This window comes from Providencia sp. 2.29 (assembly GCF_015832305.1).
Classification (GTDB): domain Bacteria; phylum Pseudomonadota; class Gammaproteobacteria; order Enterobacterales; family Enterobacteriaceae; genus Providencia; species Providencia stuartii.
Map to the genome: position 1 here is coordinate 3,237,105 of NZ_CP065420.1, position 15,265 is coordinate 3,252,369.

Genomic DNA, 15,265 nt, shown 5'->3' on the forward strand with positions numbered 1-15,265 from the left:
TTACCTTGGTGTAATAAAAAGCCCGAATTAACGGGCTAGATAGTAGATAGTTACTCTTCATCGCCATTGGTCACAGGCGGAATGCGCGTAATTGTAGGCGGGGTATCTGCTGCTGTGATATTAAGTTGAACCTGAATAATGTCCGTATTGCCACCATCCGGCCAATCACCGTCAACCTGTACAGCTGGGAATAAAAACGTATAACCCCCTTCCGCATTTTGCAAAGTGAACTCAAACGGGATGGTTTCACCAGTTAAAGTTTTCTTCCAAATCTCCCAAGCAGCTTTAGACCAAGAGAGCGTGATGCTTCCGGATGGAGTAAATGTGGTTGGGATATTAGCCCCCGCAAATGGTGTTCCAGTGCCAATACAGCGCTGAACTTGCATATTGTTGTCAAAGTTCAAACTAAATGAATCAACACAGAATCCATTACCGCCTTGAATACCATTCAGTTTAAGGTTAGTGACTTCTTTGAAGCTGTACCGCAATTTGCCAGCATTATCAATAGGGTCAGTGTGGTATTGGGTATAATCTCCTTTTGACTCAAACCCCAAACCAGCAAAGGTAATTGTGACTGTCACATCACCATCAGCGGGGGTCTCAATTTGCATTGCACCAACCTGACATCCACGAGCGATTGATGCGACACCAATATCAGAGGCGTAAGTTGCCAATGAAAAAGTGATGCGGGAATTACCCATAGTCAGTGTATCGTTAACCCACTCTGCACCGAAACAAGACGCTAGAAAATCGTCATGTTGGCCATAGCGGAACTTGGCACCAACATCGCCACCCACATCTACTGTTGTGAGAGACTTACCCTGAGCCATACGTGACCCGCCTATCTCGTCATTATCAGACGTATTTTGTGTGGGTTTTACGCCATAACTTGTGCGCGTTAATAAATCCCACTTGCCACTTGTTGGAGTGACACCCGTTGTTGTCTCACGAATAAAGGCCGTGATGACCTTGGCTCCTGAACTCACAGAGGCCTCCTTTAAATTGCTCGAAATGGAATTGATAGATTGAACTGATACCAGCCATGACCCTCATCACCAATCTCGTCAGCAGACACTGAAAAGTAATCCAAGCGACCATCTGTTTGATTTTCAAACAACTCTCTGAGCTTATCTGCTGTTTGTGTAATGAGAAGGGTGCCAGTGCCAAGAGGTACAAATATCTGAATAAACGCTACGCCAGTTCGATGAACGATAGGCCCGCTTCCGATTTCTTGTGCGCTTGATAGACCATGCTTGATAGTAAGCCTTGCCCATACCGACTTTCCGGCTGCGTCAAATGGCTTATCGTTTTGATATGTTACATCTTTTTTGGCAATAGCAGTCTGCGCTGTCATTCGTGAAATGATAGCATTTCTGATTTCTGTTAATGTCATCGTCTATTTAACAACGCTGTCTCAAAAGCGACTGAATACACACCTTTTGGGGCTTGCCCTGAGTGCCCCTGCTCAAGAGCCACGGAATATGGCAGATTGTTTTGAATGTAAAGAACAGTGAACGGCCTTGATTTCCTTATTGTTGCCAACCCAACACTAAGCGTTTCATTGCCCGATTTGTCTTGTTTTTTCTCGTCAAACTGATAATCGGGTATCATTTCACTGACTCGATGGTTGCCGCGAAATGCACCTTTATCTACCGGAGATCCCAGCACGACTGCTTGTAATATTGCTCCGGCTGTCTGTTTCATTTCCTGACCAACATCAGAAGTGACAATTTGAGAAAATAGATTAGGCGGTGTTCGCCAACCAGATCTCGCCATTAAGACCTCCTTAATTGAATGTCATAGTGAGCGCCCACTGGATCGACTTGAACAGAAATAACCTTGTAGCTAACGCCATCAATCGTGATTTTATGGTCAATATCAGGCTTATCTGTGACCTCATTTGCTAAAGCAATTAACAGTGTGTCACTATTTAAGATATTCACCCCATCAATACAATTGAGATTGTAATTATCCAGAATGCCACGGCCTGTATATTCGACAGTGATATCATTACCCGTTTCAGTAACCGGATCCCAATCATCACCCTCGATAACATACGAGCCAGTAAACGTTTTTACCGCATCAGCTAAATCGCTATCAAATGCCTCTGCTAGCTCTTTTTGTATTTCTGACCTCATATTACACCCTCTTCAAAAAAACAACGCTGCGGCGCTTTGAGTAGGGCTTTATTAAGTCTTGGATGTATTGCTCTGTCGCATTCAGTTCATAACTGCCATCTTGATAAGTCTTACTCACCTCGACTGAGCCACCTTTGACCGTTTTGGCCTTTAATTCCTGAGCTTGGCCTTGGTAAAGTTGTTTATTGATGACCCCTTTAATGATTTCATATGACGCAAGCTTTAATGGCGCTGGCACATCATCAGCGTCATCATAAGGCCTGACGTTTCTTGCAATTAAATACGCCTCACTCTGCGACAACAAACGGGCTTTATCGCTTTCCGATTGATTGCTCCAAATGTCGCCTAGCGCTTGCGCCACTTCCTGTTCAGTAATAAAGCCCATGATTACTACCCCTGAAGAAGTGCGAGTAAATCAGCCTTTTTTGCCTTAGCATTGAACTCAATGCCTTTTTCAGCAAGAAGATCTTTGAGTTCATCAGCAGTCTTACTTGAGAGGTCATCTTGCTTTACAAATGAAACCTTAACACCAGCGTTAGTGTAGGCTTTCACAGCATCATCAAAATCACCGTCGATGACGACTTCTGTAGCACTATGGATAACGCCCAAAAACTGACTGCGATAACAGATACCGTCTTCCCGCCCGACCTCTTTAGTATAAATTACTTTCATATCCACCTCTAAAAGCAGGACCTAAGCCCTGCGTAATATTACTCCCCCTCAGTTCCGCCTGTTTCTGAGCCACTGATAACCGCGGCAAAGGGCACTAATTTACGGTCAAATACGCGAACCCAATTTGCAGGATTAGCGTAGTCGGTGTAAGTTGGGGATTCATTGATGCTTTTACCGCCAACCCAAGAGTGACCGGCTGGATGAAGGATGTATGTTTTACGCTCCCATAGCACCTCCGCACCTGCACCATTGCCGCCATCCGGCAAGCGCTGTAATTCAACCGGTGTTGATGGCGCACCTTCGCCATACCCAAAAGCTCCTGCTCCAAAGATGAGTGACAGATACTGCCCCTTGCCATAAGTCAAGCCGTCATCCATAAAAATAGGACGCCCCAGATATGTAGGTAAAATAATGCGCCCCTCAGAGTCCTTGAGATACTCAATGAGGTTTTGCTTCACCATCTGATTCATTACTGCGGAGTGCACCCCCATCGCTGAAAACTGATCGGCCATATCACCTGCTGTATAGGCCGCATCTTGGAAAGCAGACGCTGAGATTGTCGCTCCAGCATCAATCACCATGTCACCGTTATCATTAGCAATATTTGATGCAATGACCCCTCGCGCTGCACTCAGTAAATAGCGCTGCCACTGACGCTCCCAATACTTACCAAATCGATTTCGGATATGTTGCATAGGTTCGCTATTTGCCAGTTCTGCTGTTAAATCAGCAACCCCATACCCCTTGTTAAGATACATCGTGCGAGCTTGCATTGTGCTTTGTGTCGCCTTCCCAACTTTACCTTTCTGGTCTGGGTTATCTGTTGATACATTAGGCGCCTCATCGGCATCAAGATCATTCCAGTAGTTAATTTCTGCTGTTCCTTGACCATTACTCGCGATTGCATCAAGTGCGGCATTTCGCGTCACTATCCCCGACTGATAAACAGCCGTCTTTTCCGGTGAGTTAACTGGCTCAATAGCCTGATAATATTCACCAATAAAAACATCACTTAATTGCGTTGTTGCCATATATTATTTCCCTTGTGTTTTCTGTAATTGTTTAAAAGCATCGGGGTTTGTACGCGCCAAACTTGCCCGCTCAGCTTCTGTGTAGTCATCCCATTTTTTACCGCCTGAATAGCCAGAGCCTTGAGCACCAGAGCCTTGAGCCACAGGCCAGAAGTACGGCTTGGTTTCGCGAATAGTCTCTACCCACTCTTTAGGTGTTAATGGTGTTTTACCATCCTTGCCGATGATCACTTCTCCATGTTCGTCAAGTGCCACGGCATTACCATTATCATCGAGGGTAAACTGAGATTGAGCCAAGAATGCAATGTCGCCTGTCGCTTCTTTCAGAACACCGCTTTCGACTGCCGCTTGCATAATGTGACTGCGAACCACGGATTGACGAAACTTATTCGCGTAATTCTCAGCCCTATCAGCTCGTTCCTTTTCAGCAGCCAACTTGCTGTCATAGTCATCACGTAAGCGCTCAGTACGCTTTTGAATGACTTCATCTAATTTGCCTTCGGCAATTAATCTAGACTCCTCATCCATAGTGGCCTTCGCTAACAACTCTTTAACTGCTTTCAGATCTACCCCGTCCAGCTGCCCCTTGAGCATTTCTAGCTCGGATTTCAGATCTTTATTTGCACCTAGCAACTCATCGCGCTTAGCTTTGAGTCCTTCTACTTGCTCATCAACAGCGGCTTTAATAGCCGCTTGAATTTCTGGATGACTTAAATCAATTTCCATGTGATTCCCCTTGGGATTGAATGCGCCTAGCGCGTTGAATTAACTCAGCCCTAAGCCGAATTTAGACATAAAAAAAAGACCCCGTTAGGAGTCTTTGTGTTAATGGTAGCTGTCTAGCAACGCTGAGGTTAGTGCTAGATGACTTCCTGATTAGATATTTAAAATAAAAAAAAGCGACTTAAACATACAATCACCCAATTAGGATTTATATGTAAAAAGTCGCAATCAGCATTAAATCAGATTTATTAATATTTTTTACTCAAAAGGGATGCATGAAACCCTATTTTCTAACCTTTGGTTATCTCAATAGTGCCTTTAAGCATATTCATAGCCTCGCTATAATAACGTCCCTCACACTAAAGTCAACCTACAAACCGAGTTCCTCGAACGTCTGCTTATCCAATAGTTTTAATTGATTGAGTGTGTACATCTTGCCTTGTGGGTCAACGAATCGGTCAATGTCATAGCCGCCTTTTTTGTAAAGCTCATAGCGACTTTTCCCTAACCACTCTCTTTGAAAGCTAGGTGATTGGCCGCTGAACCACGATGAATAATTAGTATTAGAGTTCACTTGACCAATAATACCCTCTCGCTCACTCTTTGGTATATTTCGAACAGGCCTTGTGTCTGCGACAAATGGGCGCCTACCGATTAAATTCCCATCCTTATCACAGCCAACCAAGATTGTGCGGCAGTTAGGGTGATACGGTGGGCGAGAGAATGAATCACTCTTGTGATAAACCTCTCCATCTTTCGAGGCGCACAATTTACTCGTTCTGCCATCCAGCGTTGCAACTACTTTTAGATAGTCGTAACCGAGTTGTGAAAAAGTATCTTCAACCACCTGGTTACTTACATGACTTCGTATTGTTCGCACATCACGCTCTATAGCGCTCCTTGTCACGTTTAATATTCCATCTTGATAGTTGAGCCGCTTAGTGCCTTTAATGCGCTGTACAATCTGCTGAGTCGTATCTCCGTTGGTTATTCCGCTACGTATTGCATATTCAACACGCTGTTTTGTGTCATCTGCGATTTTCGAAAAAAGCTCATCGACTAGAGCGCCGCCAGACATGGGGATATTTTTAGCTTTGGAATAAAGCCTTTCGCCTGATATCGATTTAGTTAGTTGCTCACCTGCCAGTGATGCTGTATAGGCCGCTTCATAAGCTGACAATGTGACCGCGCCTGTTGACACACCCTGCCGAACCTCTTCATGCACTGAGTCTCGCCAGCTCTTAATCAAATCGCGAATTTTCCGCAACTCCGGCGTCGTATACTTGCCGCCACTCAAAGCAACAAGCTCATACTCGCTTAAATTTTCGAGGTAATTTCGCAACTGATTGAGCATATCGCCAGAAACGACATTAAACCCTCTAAGTATTTCATTAATATTATAGGATGATGCGCGATATAGGTAAGCCTGATGCCGAGTGATTGCGTTAAGAAACGCTAAATTAAGCCCCTGTCCGCTCATAAATTACCTCAGTCACAGTGCCATCATTTTCAGCTTCAACCCTTAATAACTCCTCTTTATAGTCAATGTCTGGCAACTTGCCTGTACCAATGTACTCCCAGTAAGTTTGGAATGATATTTTACCTGCAAGAGCACCTTCATAAAGCTGTCTTGTCAAATCGATATCATAAGTAGCATTATTGAAATCTGGTTTTACAGTAAATGCATAGTCATCGGGATTAAAATTGAGCCATATTGCCATGCACTTCAAGCCTTGCTCGACTGCTTCCGCTGCGCACATCACCATGCTATGCAAGCTAGCATGTTGGTCATTTTGTCTTGCGCGCCTAGCTTCCCCTGACTCCTGAGCTTTAGTGTCAATAACCTTGGCACCGGCCTCTAATGCCGCATTTTTTTGCGCGTCCATCTCAGCCTTGGTCTTATCGATGCCAACACCAGTAATTTCCAAATACCCACATTGCGCGTCCTTCGGTAAATCCCATGCTGCCATCACGCCTGTAATAGTTATATGATCGCCATCACCTAAACCCGAGACCCAAGGCTGAGGGTGTGCAGTATGATGAAGCGATTGATAATAATCCGCACTTAGCTGATATGACTTTAAAGCCGCCTTTGCCATAGTAAGTAATGGAACTGAGCCAACCTCGGAGGTGTTATCTGTTGTCCCACAGAAGATGAACGGGATAAAGTTAAGCAAGTCTTTGCCTAATCTGGGCGTCCTGTCATCTATAGAGTCACCATCGTGAAGGCTTATAGCCAGCTTGCCATTCACCAGCTCTAACACGCGATAAACCGTTTTTGTATCATGCCCGAACTTATCTTCACTGTTGTTAAATTGCTCTTCTAACACAACAAGGTTTAGGTCTTTTCGCCCGCCAACACTATTTTCTTTCCAATTTGTAATTGAAAGTGCGTCATACAATGCGAAATAAGGAACCCCATCCTTATCAACGTCGATGAGCAAACCACAGCGCCCATACACAAGAAGATTACGCACCACACGAATGAAAAGCTGCTTTAACCCAAATCCATCGCTAGTTGCGTTCTCCTCCACCCCCTGCAACTGTTTGTTTGGTATTCTGATTTCAGGATTCAGCTTAGAAACCAACCCTATCATCGTCCTGAGAGAATCTTGCACCCACAATGGATATTGCGCTCTGTTTACATAGCCAGCGTATATTTTCTTCCCGCTATCTCCTAGCCTTTCAGCCTCAACCATGCCAGCCGATTTGGGCAAATAAGTTTCCCCCGACTCCTTTATTTTTTCTTCGCCAGCAATTGCGTCTTGCATAATCTGCCAGCTTTTTTTAGCCGCCAAGTATTGCGGATGTTTGTCTGTAACAGCCATTTTCTGCCCTCAAATCATGCCAGCGATTCTACGCCGCTTAAACCCTTGCGTCTGCGTGATATACCCATCCAGACCATACCTAACCGCATCCCAACAGTGGTTATACGCATCCTCAATGACGGGAAGCACTTCACCAGTGATGCGGTCTGTTTTGTATGAGTAGAGGCGGGCTTCTTTTGCTGTTTCTTTACAGCGAGGATGAATGATAATTTGCTTGAAACCACGCAAGTATGTGATGCCATCTTCTACGCTGCCCTGCCACTTTTTAGCGGCTGAAATATTAAATCCCTGTCGCTTTAAATAGCTGATTGTTTCCGGTCTTGCGGAGTCAGCTTTGATGGGCCACTTACGAGCTTCGGGTATTTCATCGTAAAAAGCTGGCATGTGGTCAAGTTCAACGCCTACACCGTAAGCCTCGCGCTCGATGTACAGGCAGTCATCCAAGATAAACATGCGAATAAGCGTGTTAGGGTCTTTCGCAAAACCAAAGTCGGCACCGAACAGTAATCTATCTGCTTGCTTCCACAGGTCATCAGGGAATGATTGAACAACGTATTTATTGGCTAATACTTGCTTATCGGAGTTTTCAAGGTAAGCTCCTTCCCATATCCACGCATAAGTAGCGGCATCTAGTCTAGCTTGGTCATTCAGGCGCTCTTCTTCTAACACGGAAGGAAACCACGGGTTATCATCGTAGTTCATCTCAACCACGATAGCGTTATCGGGTTGCTCCTTTCTAAATCGCTTGTCTGTTGCACTGCCATCTTTCTCAGGGTTCCATGTCACCCATATTTCAGAACCAGCTTCACGAACAGTGGGGGTCAGTTTCGTCCATGCCGTCTCTGACACGGATTCAGCCTCATCCACCCAAGCGATTAATATTCTCGCCTTGGATTTGATGCTATCTAAGTTATGTCGCAACCCTGCAAAAACATAGCTAACTGAGCGGCACTTAGTGCGAATGTATTTCTCACCAAGCTCGTAGAAATCATTTAGCCAAGGCACAGACCTGATAGCCTGTTTAACTTCTTCCATCGAGGATTCTTCAAGTGAGTTCATGTACTCACGAGCGCAAAGTATCACCCCAGACTGCCCATTCTTTGCAGCCATGTAGCCACGGATAGCCGTCATTAGTGCAAAAGTTCTCGTCTTTGCAGAACCTCGCCCACCATATGCGCCACGGTATCGAACACCTTCGTTCTCGAAAACTGGAACCAGTTTAGGTGGAATTTCAATCCTCGCTACCGTCATTGCTACCCCCAGCAACTAAAACTATTTTTGTTGGTGACATTGAGCTATCAGATGACTTGTGATCCACTTCCTGCTTCTCACTGTAACCATGATTGGCCAGCATTAGCTTAGTTATCGTTGGATTAAACTCACCAATCAGGCCTTTATTTATCAGTCTATTTTCCTGTAACGTTTTTATAGATTCTAACGTGCCCGAAAAGTCTTCATTTTCTTTGGCATATTGCTGAACCGTTGACCGGCTAACGCCTAAATAACAGGCTAGACCAGCCACACTTGGTACAACATCACCAACCGTTTCATATCCGCCCATTAAGTATTCTTTTGCTTTAACTAAACTCTCTGCAAATTTACTTGGACGACCCATTTTTGTTTTAGTCGCCATTAATTAACCTCAATTAGAACAATCCACTGGCTGTTTTCATATATGCCTCGTAAATCCCGAGACCGCCAGTAACAAAAACCTATATAAATCTCTATAAACGCCACTCTATGAATGACGTTTGTAGAATTTTCTAAAATAAAAAAGGCCGCTGAGCGACCTACTTATAATCCAATGCGATTTGTAGTTTGTTTTCTGCTTCTTGCTTTTTGTGTAGCAAGTGAGCTTTTCTGCCACCGCGCCCCCAATAATTCATTGTTCTACCACAATCACTAACTATCGCAGCCTCTTGATTGTAGACATACGCAGCCATGTTCGCTTCTGCCATAAAGCTAGCAACCGAAATTAACTCACCAGAGAAGTATTTATCCAGAACCGTGTAAACGCCAACCTTGAACGCAGGGTCTATATATCCAGCATATTCATAAGCTAGGAACTTAGTTGCGAACGTTCCACCGTTTCGACCTTTGGAGATTATAAAAGGTGTAGAATTTCCACCTTTTACTAACTCATTGATAAATGACTGAGTTACTGAGCTTCTAAGGAAATCAACAGGTCGTAAGTTATCCACTTTCATTCCTGCTGCTTTTGCTGCCTTCCAAATATCGGTGATTGAGATATAACCATCATCGCCAACTCTTACTGGTGTGTTAAAAACTGATAATTCTTTCATGGTGCTATCCTTACTTAGTAATGAACCCTTGCCACATAGGAAATCAGCCCATCGAAGCAGCACCAGCTATAACTGATCTCCTCAAAGGCTCATTCCTAAATAACGGTTCGATGTTTTTAGATGTGTGTGCATGTGGTGCACAGGGTGAAATGCGAATAAAAACCCCTGACTTCTCAGAGGCTCATTATTCGCTTGCATATTTTGAATGCGTCAACTACATTTAATGTGATATTCATTAGTTCAACAAATGAGCTTAGCCCAACGCTGTGTGGGCTTTTTTTTATTTCATCACCTGTCGTTGTTGTTCAAGCCCCCACATTGCTTTAACTAAATCCCAGCACTGTGACATCCATTACCCGTTTAAGTTAGATTCCAAGCATATTCCGAGTTAAAATAACAATTAATTTCATTTAGCGCTCAATAAATAAATGAAAATATTCTTTAATTCCATTTAATATATCAAAATGAGAAATCAAATATGGATTTGAAGGTAAGTTATATGGAAAATAATATAATTCATACACTCGTTGAATTAACAAATAGAGGTAATGACGATGTTAAAATAGCCGCAATCACCGCTCTCGGAGATTACAAGGCAACGATTGAACAGCAAACTGCTATTTCTAGGCTTATTGAGTTGTGCAAGGACCCCAATAAGGATGTGGCAATTTCAGCCATAAAAGCCTTAAGTAAGCTTGCAGAATTCTTTTAACTTATTGTAAACACTCCGTTCTGATGTAGTCTTGCAACCCCTTAATCATCTGCTCTGACTCTGCAATTCTGTTTCTGAGTAACCAATAATTTCTGACAGCGGAGTCAGTAGGTCTGGCGGTGGTTGCATCATCCATGCCGGAGGTTGAATTGGTTTCGCCTTTCGGACAACTGGCTCGGATGTACACCCGCTTACGACCAGAGCGAACAGCATCACGAAGCTTATCAATTTCAGCTTTTGCATTTGTGAGTTCCGTTGTGTGTTTGGTGTCGAGTTCATGAAGGGAGTTGATGCGCTTTTCGTAGTCTGCCATTCCAGCAATGAGGGAGCTATTTTCTTTCTTTAGGCCTTCATTCTCTTTACCAAGCTCAATCATTTCTTTAGTCGAAAAGAACAAAGCAATACACAACCCTCCCCACAACAGAACGGGGAGCCATGATTTTAAGCTGTTCACAATAACCCCCACGCCTTTTCGAACGTAGCCTCATCATACGGTTGTGAGCCGTTTTCATGACGAATGATTGCCTTGGCCAGTTTAATTGCGGTTGACTTATCATCAAGACTGATAACATCAGCAGTCGATACACCCAACTCTTTAGCTACACCGTTAATATATGCGCTAGTGTTGTTTTCATTTGTCGGCGCCCATCGGTTAATCAAGCCTGATACGGTTTTTAACCCGTACTTACGCTGGTAGGTACGAAGTAGTGCCATCAATGCACGAATACCATAAACAGGGCTTTCGAATCGACAGAAGCGAGGTTCAATACTTGGGTCATGCGGCAATTGCCCTTTCCAATTATTGGCTTTGTTGTAATCAATGTTACCAGGGTTGTTATTGCGAATGCCTCGCGCTTGCTTAGTCATTGTCCACCCCCGCCCTGCCTTTAATAATTTTACTCAGACCATCCACGCCGACATACCCAATGAAGACGCTCGCTAGGTAAGCCAACTCATGGTTAAGACCAAGTAGCGTTAAGAGGTCTTTTACAAACCATGCAAATAGTGCACACATAGCGCCATCAAATAGCGTCTTCTTCCAACCGCCGCCGTTGTACTTGCCGCGTAGAATCGCCATGCCTGTTGCTAGTGATGCGCTAATACCTTGCTCCTTATGAGCAGCAATAATTTGAAATACGTTATCCCAGAACTCGGGGTTTTCTTTCATATGATCCATACTCACCCCCTTTACTGGAGGAATTAGTTAATAGAAAGCCACCAGCAGGTAGCCGGATTTAGATTAATGAAGTTAATTGGAATTTAGGTAATAAAAACGCCCCCTAATAGAGACCTTGAGTTAATTTATGCTAGATAACTTGAAATCCATGGTTCTCTCGGTCATACAGTCGTGATTTTATACATAACCGAATTTTTTTAGGGGATAATTAAAATGAAAAAATACAAGTGGCACATTAATGTAATGCTTTTTGAAACGATTAAATTAAATGCTATTTTTTATCTTTATTATTTGAATTAAATACTGTTATGTATTCATCAAACCAGTCAGCAACCCTAAATACGGCAAAAACAGCTGCCAGTGTGCAAAAAACAGAATAAATGAATATGAAATAGCCAAAGTAACTTAACATCAAGAGCACTGGTTTGTACCATAATCCGGGGAGAATGGTTCCGTAAGTTTTAGCTAATAGCGCTATAAGAATCGCAATTATTTGCAAAAATATAAAATGGACAAAAGCAGTGCACGCCTCCATGTACGGAGATGGATTGCTATTATTCCCACTTCCCGCTATAAGCTTTTTAAAGCCATCATCACCTACCGCAAGCAAAATAGCCAATCCACCAAGAGAAAAACCGAGTAAGTTAGGTAGTAGTGATAGAATGTCACCCCACCACCCCGACTTTGACCAGGCTGGATATAATATAGCAGTAAAGATAAGAGCCAGATAAAAGTAACTACTTTTAAATAGCGCTGAAAAACCACCATAGATTGACCAGTATCTCTTTATTACATCTATCATTTAGTAAGCCATTGTCTAAAATCATCATAAATTGATTTTGCTTTATCTAGAAGAACATTAATTGGCAGTGTATCATTCGGGTCGTAAATCTCATACCCTTTCAATGGTTTGTCAGAGCTCGATAGCTCCTCTGAAAAGCCCTCATGATCTTGCCTTTTAATCGTTACCTTACCATTACGGGATGCAATCAGAGCTTCTACTTTCAATTCTTGATCTGGAGTAATGTCGCCATCTCTATCTGCTTTAAAAGTTTTTTCTTCTTCGATTGCATTGATCCGTTTAAGTCTTTCTTTAAACTCCTGCTCTGCATTATGAATATCATCCGGATTTGGCCTTCGAGTGACCATGGTTATTTTTTTTATTCCTTGCAAAGATAGCATTCGTTCAACCTCATCGGGGGCAGTAAGGCTTGTAACGTTAACAACTCCATATTTATCTACTATTTTATCTTCTGAAAATAACGAATTAAAAAATTTTTCTATCTGTATATGAGAAAGGTTCTTATTATTATAGCGAGCTTCATACACCAGTAAATGAGCTTCCGGAAGAAAAACAAACGAAAACCTTGAGGCGTTAGGCTTAAGGTGCTCAGGTATGACTATTTTTTCTTTTTCTTCATCTGTTGCTAACTCATTTGTAGCAATACTATACCAGTCACTATCTTTACTAATATCCATATATTTTAAAATCTCACCCTCATATGGATCAGTGTCAGATGTACTACCTGCGGTTTTTGAAAAAAACTTTAATATCGCATAAACATCGCCGCCTAAGTTAACTGTTTTGGCTAACCTGAAGGTATCTTTAAATAATTCAACGTATTTTTGAGGGGAGTGAGGGTGAATAGTTATATTTAATGCTCCATATACAAGCTTTTTGTTTCTAGCCATAAGGCTCTGTTCCTTCGGGGGTGAATTGGTTATATATCATTAATACTAAAGTAACTATAAGGTTATAAGGAACCTAATGTACTCTGTATTGATAAGTTGATCACAAGATTAAGGTAAATTATCTTGATAAACCAAAGCAATGCATGGAAAAGGCCTTGCAATACCCCTTGGAATAATTAGGGAATGCTCAAGAACAAGGTAAGTTTGTTCAATTGTAATTACTAAGAACGGAGCTTCATTGGAGGTGCTGTTAATTTATCTACAAAAATAACATCATCTCCACCTTCTGGCGATTTACCCATTCTATCGCTTAAGGTGGAGATAACCTCGCCTTGTTGATGTGATGCAAGCTCTAATGCTGTTACTCGTTCTTCTAGGCTTAAATTACCATTAGTGACAATAACGCCTAAAAATTCACCTTCATTTTGATTGCTCATAACTACCTCTCTTAAATAGATAGCCCGTCGCAAAATTGCAGTAATTAAACATGTTGATAGTGATTTGCGGTGGCTGTATACGAAAAAGGCCGCACTAGGCGACCTATTAAATGTGACTTACTTCAAATTAAACATATAAATATAAAGTAAAACGCTTTATTTATAAAGTAAAACGCTTTATTATATATTCATACCAACAAGGCAGAGGAAGGCAAAATGATCATCACTCACGCAAGCGCAGAAAGAATCACTGAAGTAAAAGCGAGAAGCCCATACGCTTTATTCTTAAAAGGCTGTCTGTTCTTCGCTGCTGAAGGAAATGAGTATAACTTAGCTGGTGAGTGTAACTATCAGTACAATTTAGAAGTAAATAACATAATCGACGTTGAATCTTTTTTCTCTCATCATGACATTGCGGAGCAAGCTGTTCAGCAAGTTATTGAGCTAGTTCGCGACGATTTAGAAATCGAAGCATCTGACGAAGAAATTGCTGAGTTACTGAGCAACGAATCAAGCATTCGTAATTTTGAGTTTAACGGCTATGACGATGAAGGTGAAGCTGACTGGGCTATCCAGCAATATCAAGGTATCTTAGCTCACAAATTAGGTTATGACTGCGCTAAATCATCTGATGAGCAAGGTGTTATCTATATCGCTTACTGTGTTGACCGCGAAATGCAAGAGGTTGAATGCTAATGACACTTATCGAATACATAAACACTTACTACAACGGCAGCCAGAAAGACTTTGCATCTAAATTAGATATAAAACCCCAGCAAGTCACGCAGTGGATCAATAAAGATTTTATTGTTATTAATCACGTTTTGTACAGTCCTCGCCGAGACTTATCAAATGAAAAACGATAGAACAGGCCAAAAGTTCGGCAAGCTTACAATAATAAAAGATTCCTCTAATTCTCAGATTCTATGCCGCTGTGATTGCGGCGTAGAAGAACTGTTCCCGCGCACAATAACAAAACCAACATACAGGGGTCGATTGATGTGCAGTTATTGTAAGGGTGGCATCTGTGAAGTATGCGGATCTAGAATAAAATATAAATCAGGACGAATCCCTGCTACTTGCAGCGAAAAATGTGCAAAAATCAGGAATAGTGAAAAAGAGAAAAAGCGCTATCATTCAATAAAACATACTGAAGAATTTAAAAACACTCGCGCATCATATTTAACTAAACTAAGAGATAGACTAAATAGCGACCCAGCTTTGCTTTCAGCTTTCAGAGAAAGAGCTAGATTGACTCTGAAAAAATGCAGGTCATCTGAGTCTCAAATCAAAAAAGAGCACTATAATGCAAAGAAACGCTGGCAGCAGATTAAAAGTAACAGCGCTATACATGAGCAATCAATCCTATACGCTAGAAAACAATACGACACATACACTGATGATGACTACAAACGCATTTTCAAAAGAGAGAGAACTCACACAAGAAGGCGTAAATCACGCAGTTGTTCGGAATAACCGAGCATGTGAAATAGCGTTATGTGAATTCCCATAACGGAATAATATCAACCAGTTATAAATAGAACATCAGATA

At 42.2% G+C, this 15,265-nt stretch carries 23 protein-coding genes; 4 read left to right on the top strand and 19 right to left on the bottom strand.

Going from position 1 to position 15,265, the window contains the following annotated elements; genetic code table 11:
- Positions 1 to 50 precede the first annotated feature (50 nt).
- From I3B46_RS15135 to I3B46_RS15195, 13 genes are all read right to left on the bottom strand, one after another.
- The gene (locus tag I3B46_RS15135) at positions 51 to 986 is read right to left on the bottom strand and encodes a phage tail tube protein (protein ID WP_014657902.1); all 936 of its coding nucleotides are present in this window, start codon (positions 984 to 986) and stop codon (positions 51 to 53) included.
- 11 nt (positions 987 to 997) lie between these two features.
- Complete coding sequence (locus I3B46_RS15140) at positions 998 to 1,393, bottom strand: phage tail terminator-like protein (RefSeq protein ID WP_004916408.1); 396 nt, start codon at positions 1,391 to 1,393, stop codon at positions 998 to 1,000.
- A complete protein-coding gene (locus tag I3B46_RS15145; protein ID WP_004916411.1) occupies positions 1,390 to 1,776 on the bottom strand; it encodes a hypothetical protein in 387 nt (128 codons plus the stop codon). The genes I3B46_RS15140 and I3B46_RS15145 overlap by 4 nt, the downstream gene beginning before the upstream one ends.
- Complete coding sequence (locus I3B46_RS15150) at positions 1,776 to 2,138, bottom strand: hypothetical protein (RefSeq protein WP_004916412.1); 363 nt, start codon at positions 2,136 to 2,138, stop codon at positions 1,776 to 1,778. The genes I3B46_RS15145 and I3B46_RS15150 overlap by 1 nt, the downstream gene beginning before the upstream one ends.
- Position 2,139: 1 nt before the next feature.
- Positions 2,140 to 2,523: a hypothetical protein gene (locus tag I3B46_RS15155; RefSeq protein ID WP_104873308.1), complete on the bottom strand. Its 384-nt coding sequence runs from the start codon at positions 2,521 to 2,523 to the stop codon at positions 2,140 to 2,142.
- A 5-nt stretch (positions 2,524 to 2,528) separates the two neighbouring features.
- Positions 2,529 to 2,810: a HeH/LEM domain-containing protein gene (locus I3B46_RS15160; RefSeq protein WP_196993068.1), complete on the bottom strand. Its 282-nt coding sequence runs from the start codon at positions 2,808 to 2,810 to the stop codon at positions 2,529 to 2,531.
- A gap of 38 nt (positions 2,811 to 2,848) precedes the next feature.
- Complete coding sequence (locus I3B46_RS15165; RefSeq protein ID WP_151207221.1) at positions 2,849 to 3,841, bottom strand: major capsid protein; 993 nt, start codon at positions 3,839 to 3,841, stop codon at positions 2,849 to 2,851.
- A gap of 3 nt (positions 3,842 to 3,844) precedes the next feature.
- Positions 3,845 to 4,567, bottom strand: coding sequence for a hypothetical protein (locus I3B46_RS15170; RefSeq protein WP_042116179.1), 723 nt, complete (start codon positions 4,565 to 4,567; stop codon positions 3,845 to 3,847).
- Between the two features lie 367 nt (positions 4,568 to 4,934).
- Positions 4,935 to 6,044 (bottom strand): minor capsid protein, encoded by a 1,110-nt coding sequence (locus I3B46_RS15175; protein ID WP_196993069.1) that lies wholly within the window; start codon positions 6,042 to 6,044, stop codon positions 4,935 to 4,937.
- Positions 6,025 to 7,392 (bottom strand): DUF4055 domain-containing protein, encoded by a 1,368-nt coding sequence (locus I3B46_RS22495; RefSeq protein WP_104873305.1) that lies wholly within the window; start codon positions 7,390 to 7,392, stop codon positions 6,025 to 6,027. The genes I3B46_RS15175 and I3B46_RS22495 overlap by 20 nt, the downstream gene beginning before the upstream one ends.
- Positions 7,393 to 7,401: 9 nt before the next feature.
- Complete coding sequence (locus I3B46_RS15185; RefSeq protein WP_115113583.1) at positions 7,402 to 8,643, bottom strand: PBSX family phage terminase large subunit; 1,242 nt, start codon at positions 8,641 to 8,643, stop codon at positions 7,402 to 7,404.
- Positions 8,624 to 9,025, bottom strand: a complete 402-nt coding sequence (locus tag I3B46_RS15190) for a DNA-packaging protein (protein WP_196993070.1) — start codon at positions 9,023 to 9,025, stop codon at positions 8,624 to 8,626. Before I3B46_RS15190 ends, I3B46_RS15185 begins: the two co-directional genes overlap by 20 nt.
- Before the next feature lie 157 nt (positions 9,026 to 9,182).
- Positions 9,183 to 9,695: a KilA-N domain-containing protein gene (locus I3B46_RS15195; RefSeq protein WP_163762118.1), complete on the bottom strand. Its 513-nt coding sequence runs from the start codon at positions 9,693 to 9,695 to the stop codon at positions 9,183 to 9,185.
- A 499-nt stretch (positions 9,696 to 10,194) separates the two neighbouring features.
- Between I3B46_RS15195 and I3B46_RS15200 the strand changes: the two genes are divergently transcribed.
- Positions 10,195 to 10,407, top strand: a complete 213-nt coding sequence (locus tag I3B46_RS15200; protein ID WP_104873590.1) for a HEAT repeat domain-containing protein — start codon at positions 10,195 to 10,197, stop codon at positions 10,405 to 10,407.
- 1 nt (position 10,408) lies between these two features.
- On the opposite strand, the gene I3B46_RS15205 is transcribed toward I3B46_RS15200, so the two are convergent.
- The 6 genes from I3B46_RS15205 to I3B46_RS15230 form a co-directional block, all read right to left on the bottom strand.
- Positions 10,409 to 10,861, bottom strand: a complete 453-nt coding sequence (locus tag I3B46_RS15205; RefSeq protein WP_104873302.1) for a lysis protein — start codon at positions 10,859 to 10,861, stop codon at positions 10,409 to 10,411.
- A complete protein-coding gene (locus I3B46_RS15210; protein WP_196993071.1) occupies positions 10,858 to 11,274 on the bottom strand; it encodes a structural protein in 417 nt (138 codons plus the stop codon). The genes I3B46_RS15205 and I3B46_RS15210 overlap by 4 nt, the downstream gene beginning before the upstream one ends.
- Positions 11,267 to 11,575 carry a phage holin, lambda family gene (locus I3B46_RS15215; RefSeq protein ID WP_231405867.1) on the bottom strand — a complete coding sequence of 103 codons (309 nt, stop codon included), beginning with the start codon at positions 11,573 to 11,575 and terminating at the stop codon, positions 11,267 to 11,269. Before I3B46_RS15215 ends, I3B46_RS15210 begins: the two co-directional genes overlap by 8 nt.
- Before the next feature lie 280 nt (positions 11,576 to 11,855).
- Complete coding sequence (locus I3B46_RS15220) at positions 11,856 to 12,386, bottom strand: hypothetical protein (RefSeq protein ID WP_196993072.1); 531 nt, start codon at positions 12,384 to 12,386, stop codon at positions 11,856 to 11,858.
- Positions 12,383 to 13,276: a DUF4747 family protein gene (locus I3B46_RS15225; protein WP_196993073.1), complete on the bottom strand. Its 894-nt coding sequence runs from the start codon at positions 13,274 to 13,276 to the stop codon at positions 12,383 to 12,385. The genes I3B46_RS15220 and I3B46_RS15225 overlap by 4 nt, the downstream gene beginning before the upstream one ends.
- A 221-nt stretch (positions 13,277 to 13,497) precedes the next feature.
- Positions 13,498 to 13,713, bottom strand: a complete 216-nt coding sequence (locus tag I3B46_RS15230; protein WP_004918410.1) for a hypothetical protein — start codon at positions 13,711 to 13,713, stop codon at positions 13,498 to 13,500.
- Between the two features lie 216 nt (positions 13,714 to 13,929).
- Between I3B46_RS15230 and I3B46_RS15235 the strand changes: the two genes are divergently transcribed.
- The 3 genes from I3B46_RS15235 to I3B46_RS15245 are packed head-to-tail and all read left to right on the top strand — an operon-like array spanning position 13,930 to position 15,189.
- Positions 13,930 to 14,409, top strand: coding sequence for a hypothetical protein (locus tag I3B46_RS15235; protein WP_196993074.1), 480 nt, complete (start codon positions 13,930 to 13,932; stop codon positions 14,407 to 14,409).
- Positions 14,403 to 14,579, top strand: a complete 177-nt coding sequence (locus tag I3B46_RS22500; protein ID WP_157849595.1) for a hypothetical protein — start codon at positions 14,403 to 14,405, stop codon at positions 14,577 to 14,579. The genes I3B46_RS15235 and I3B46_RS22500 overlap by 7 nt, the downstream gene beginning before the upstream one ends.
- Positions 14,566 to 15,189 carry a hypothetical protein gene (locus I3B46_RS15245; protein ID WP_131728129.1) on the top strand — a complete coding sequence of 208 codons (624 nt, stop codon included), beginning with the start codon at positions 14,566 to 14,568 and terminating at the stop codon, positions 15,187 to 15,189. The genes I3B46_RS22500 and I3B46_RS15245 overlap by 14 nt, the downstream gene beginning before the upstream one ends.
- Positions 15,190 to 15,265 lie beyond the last annotated feature (76 nt).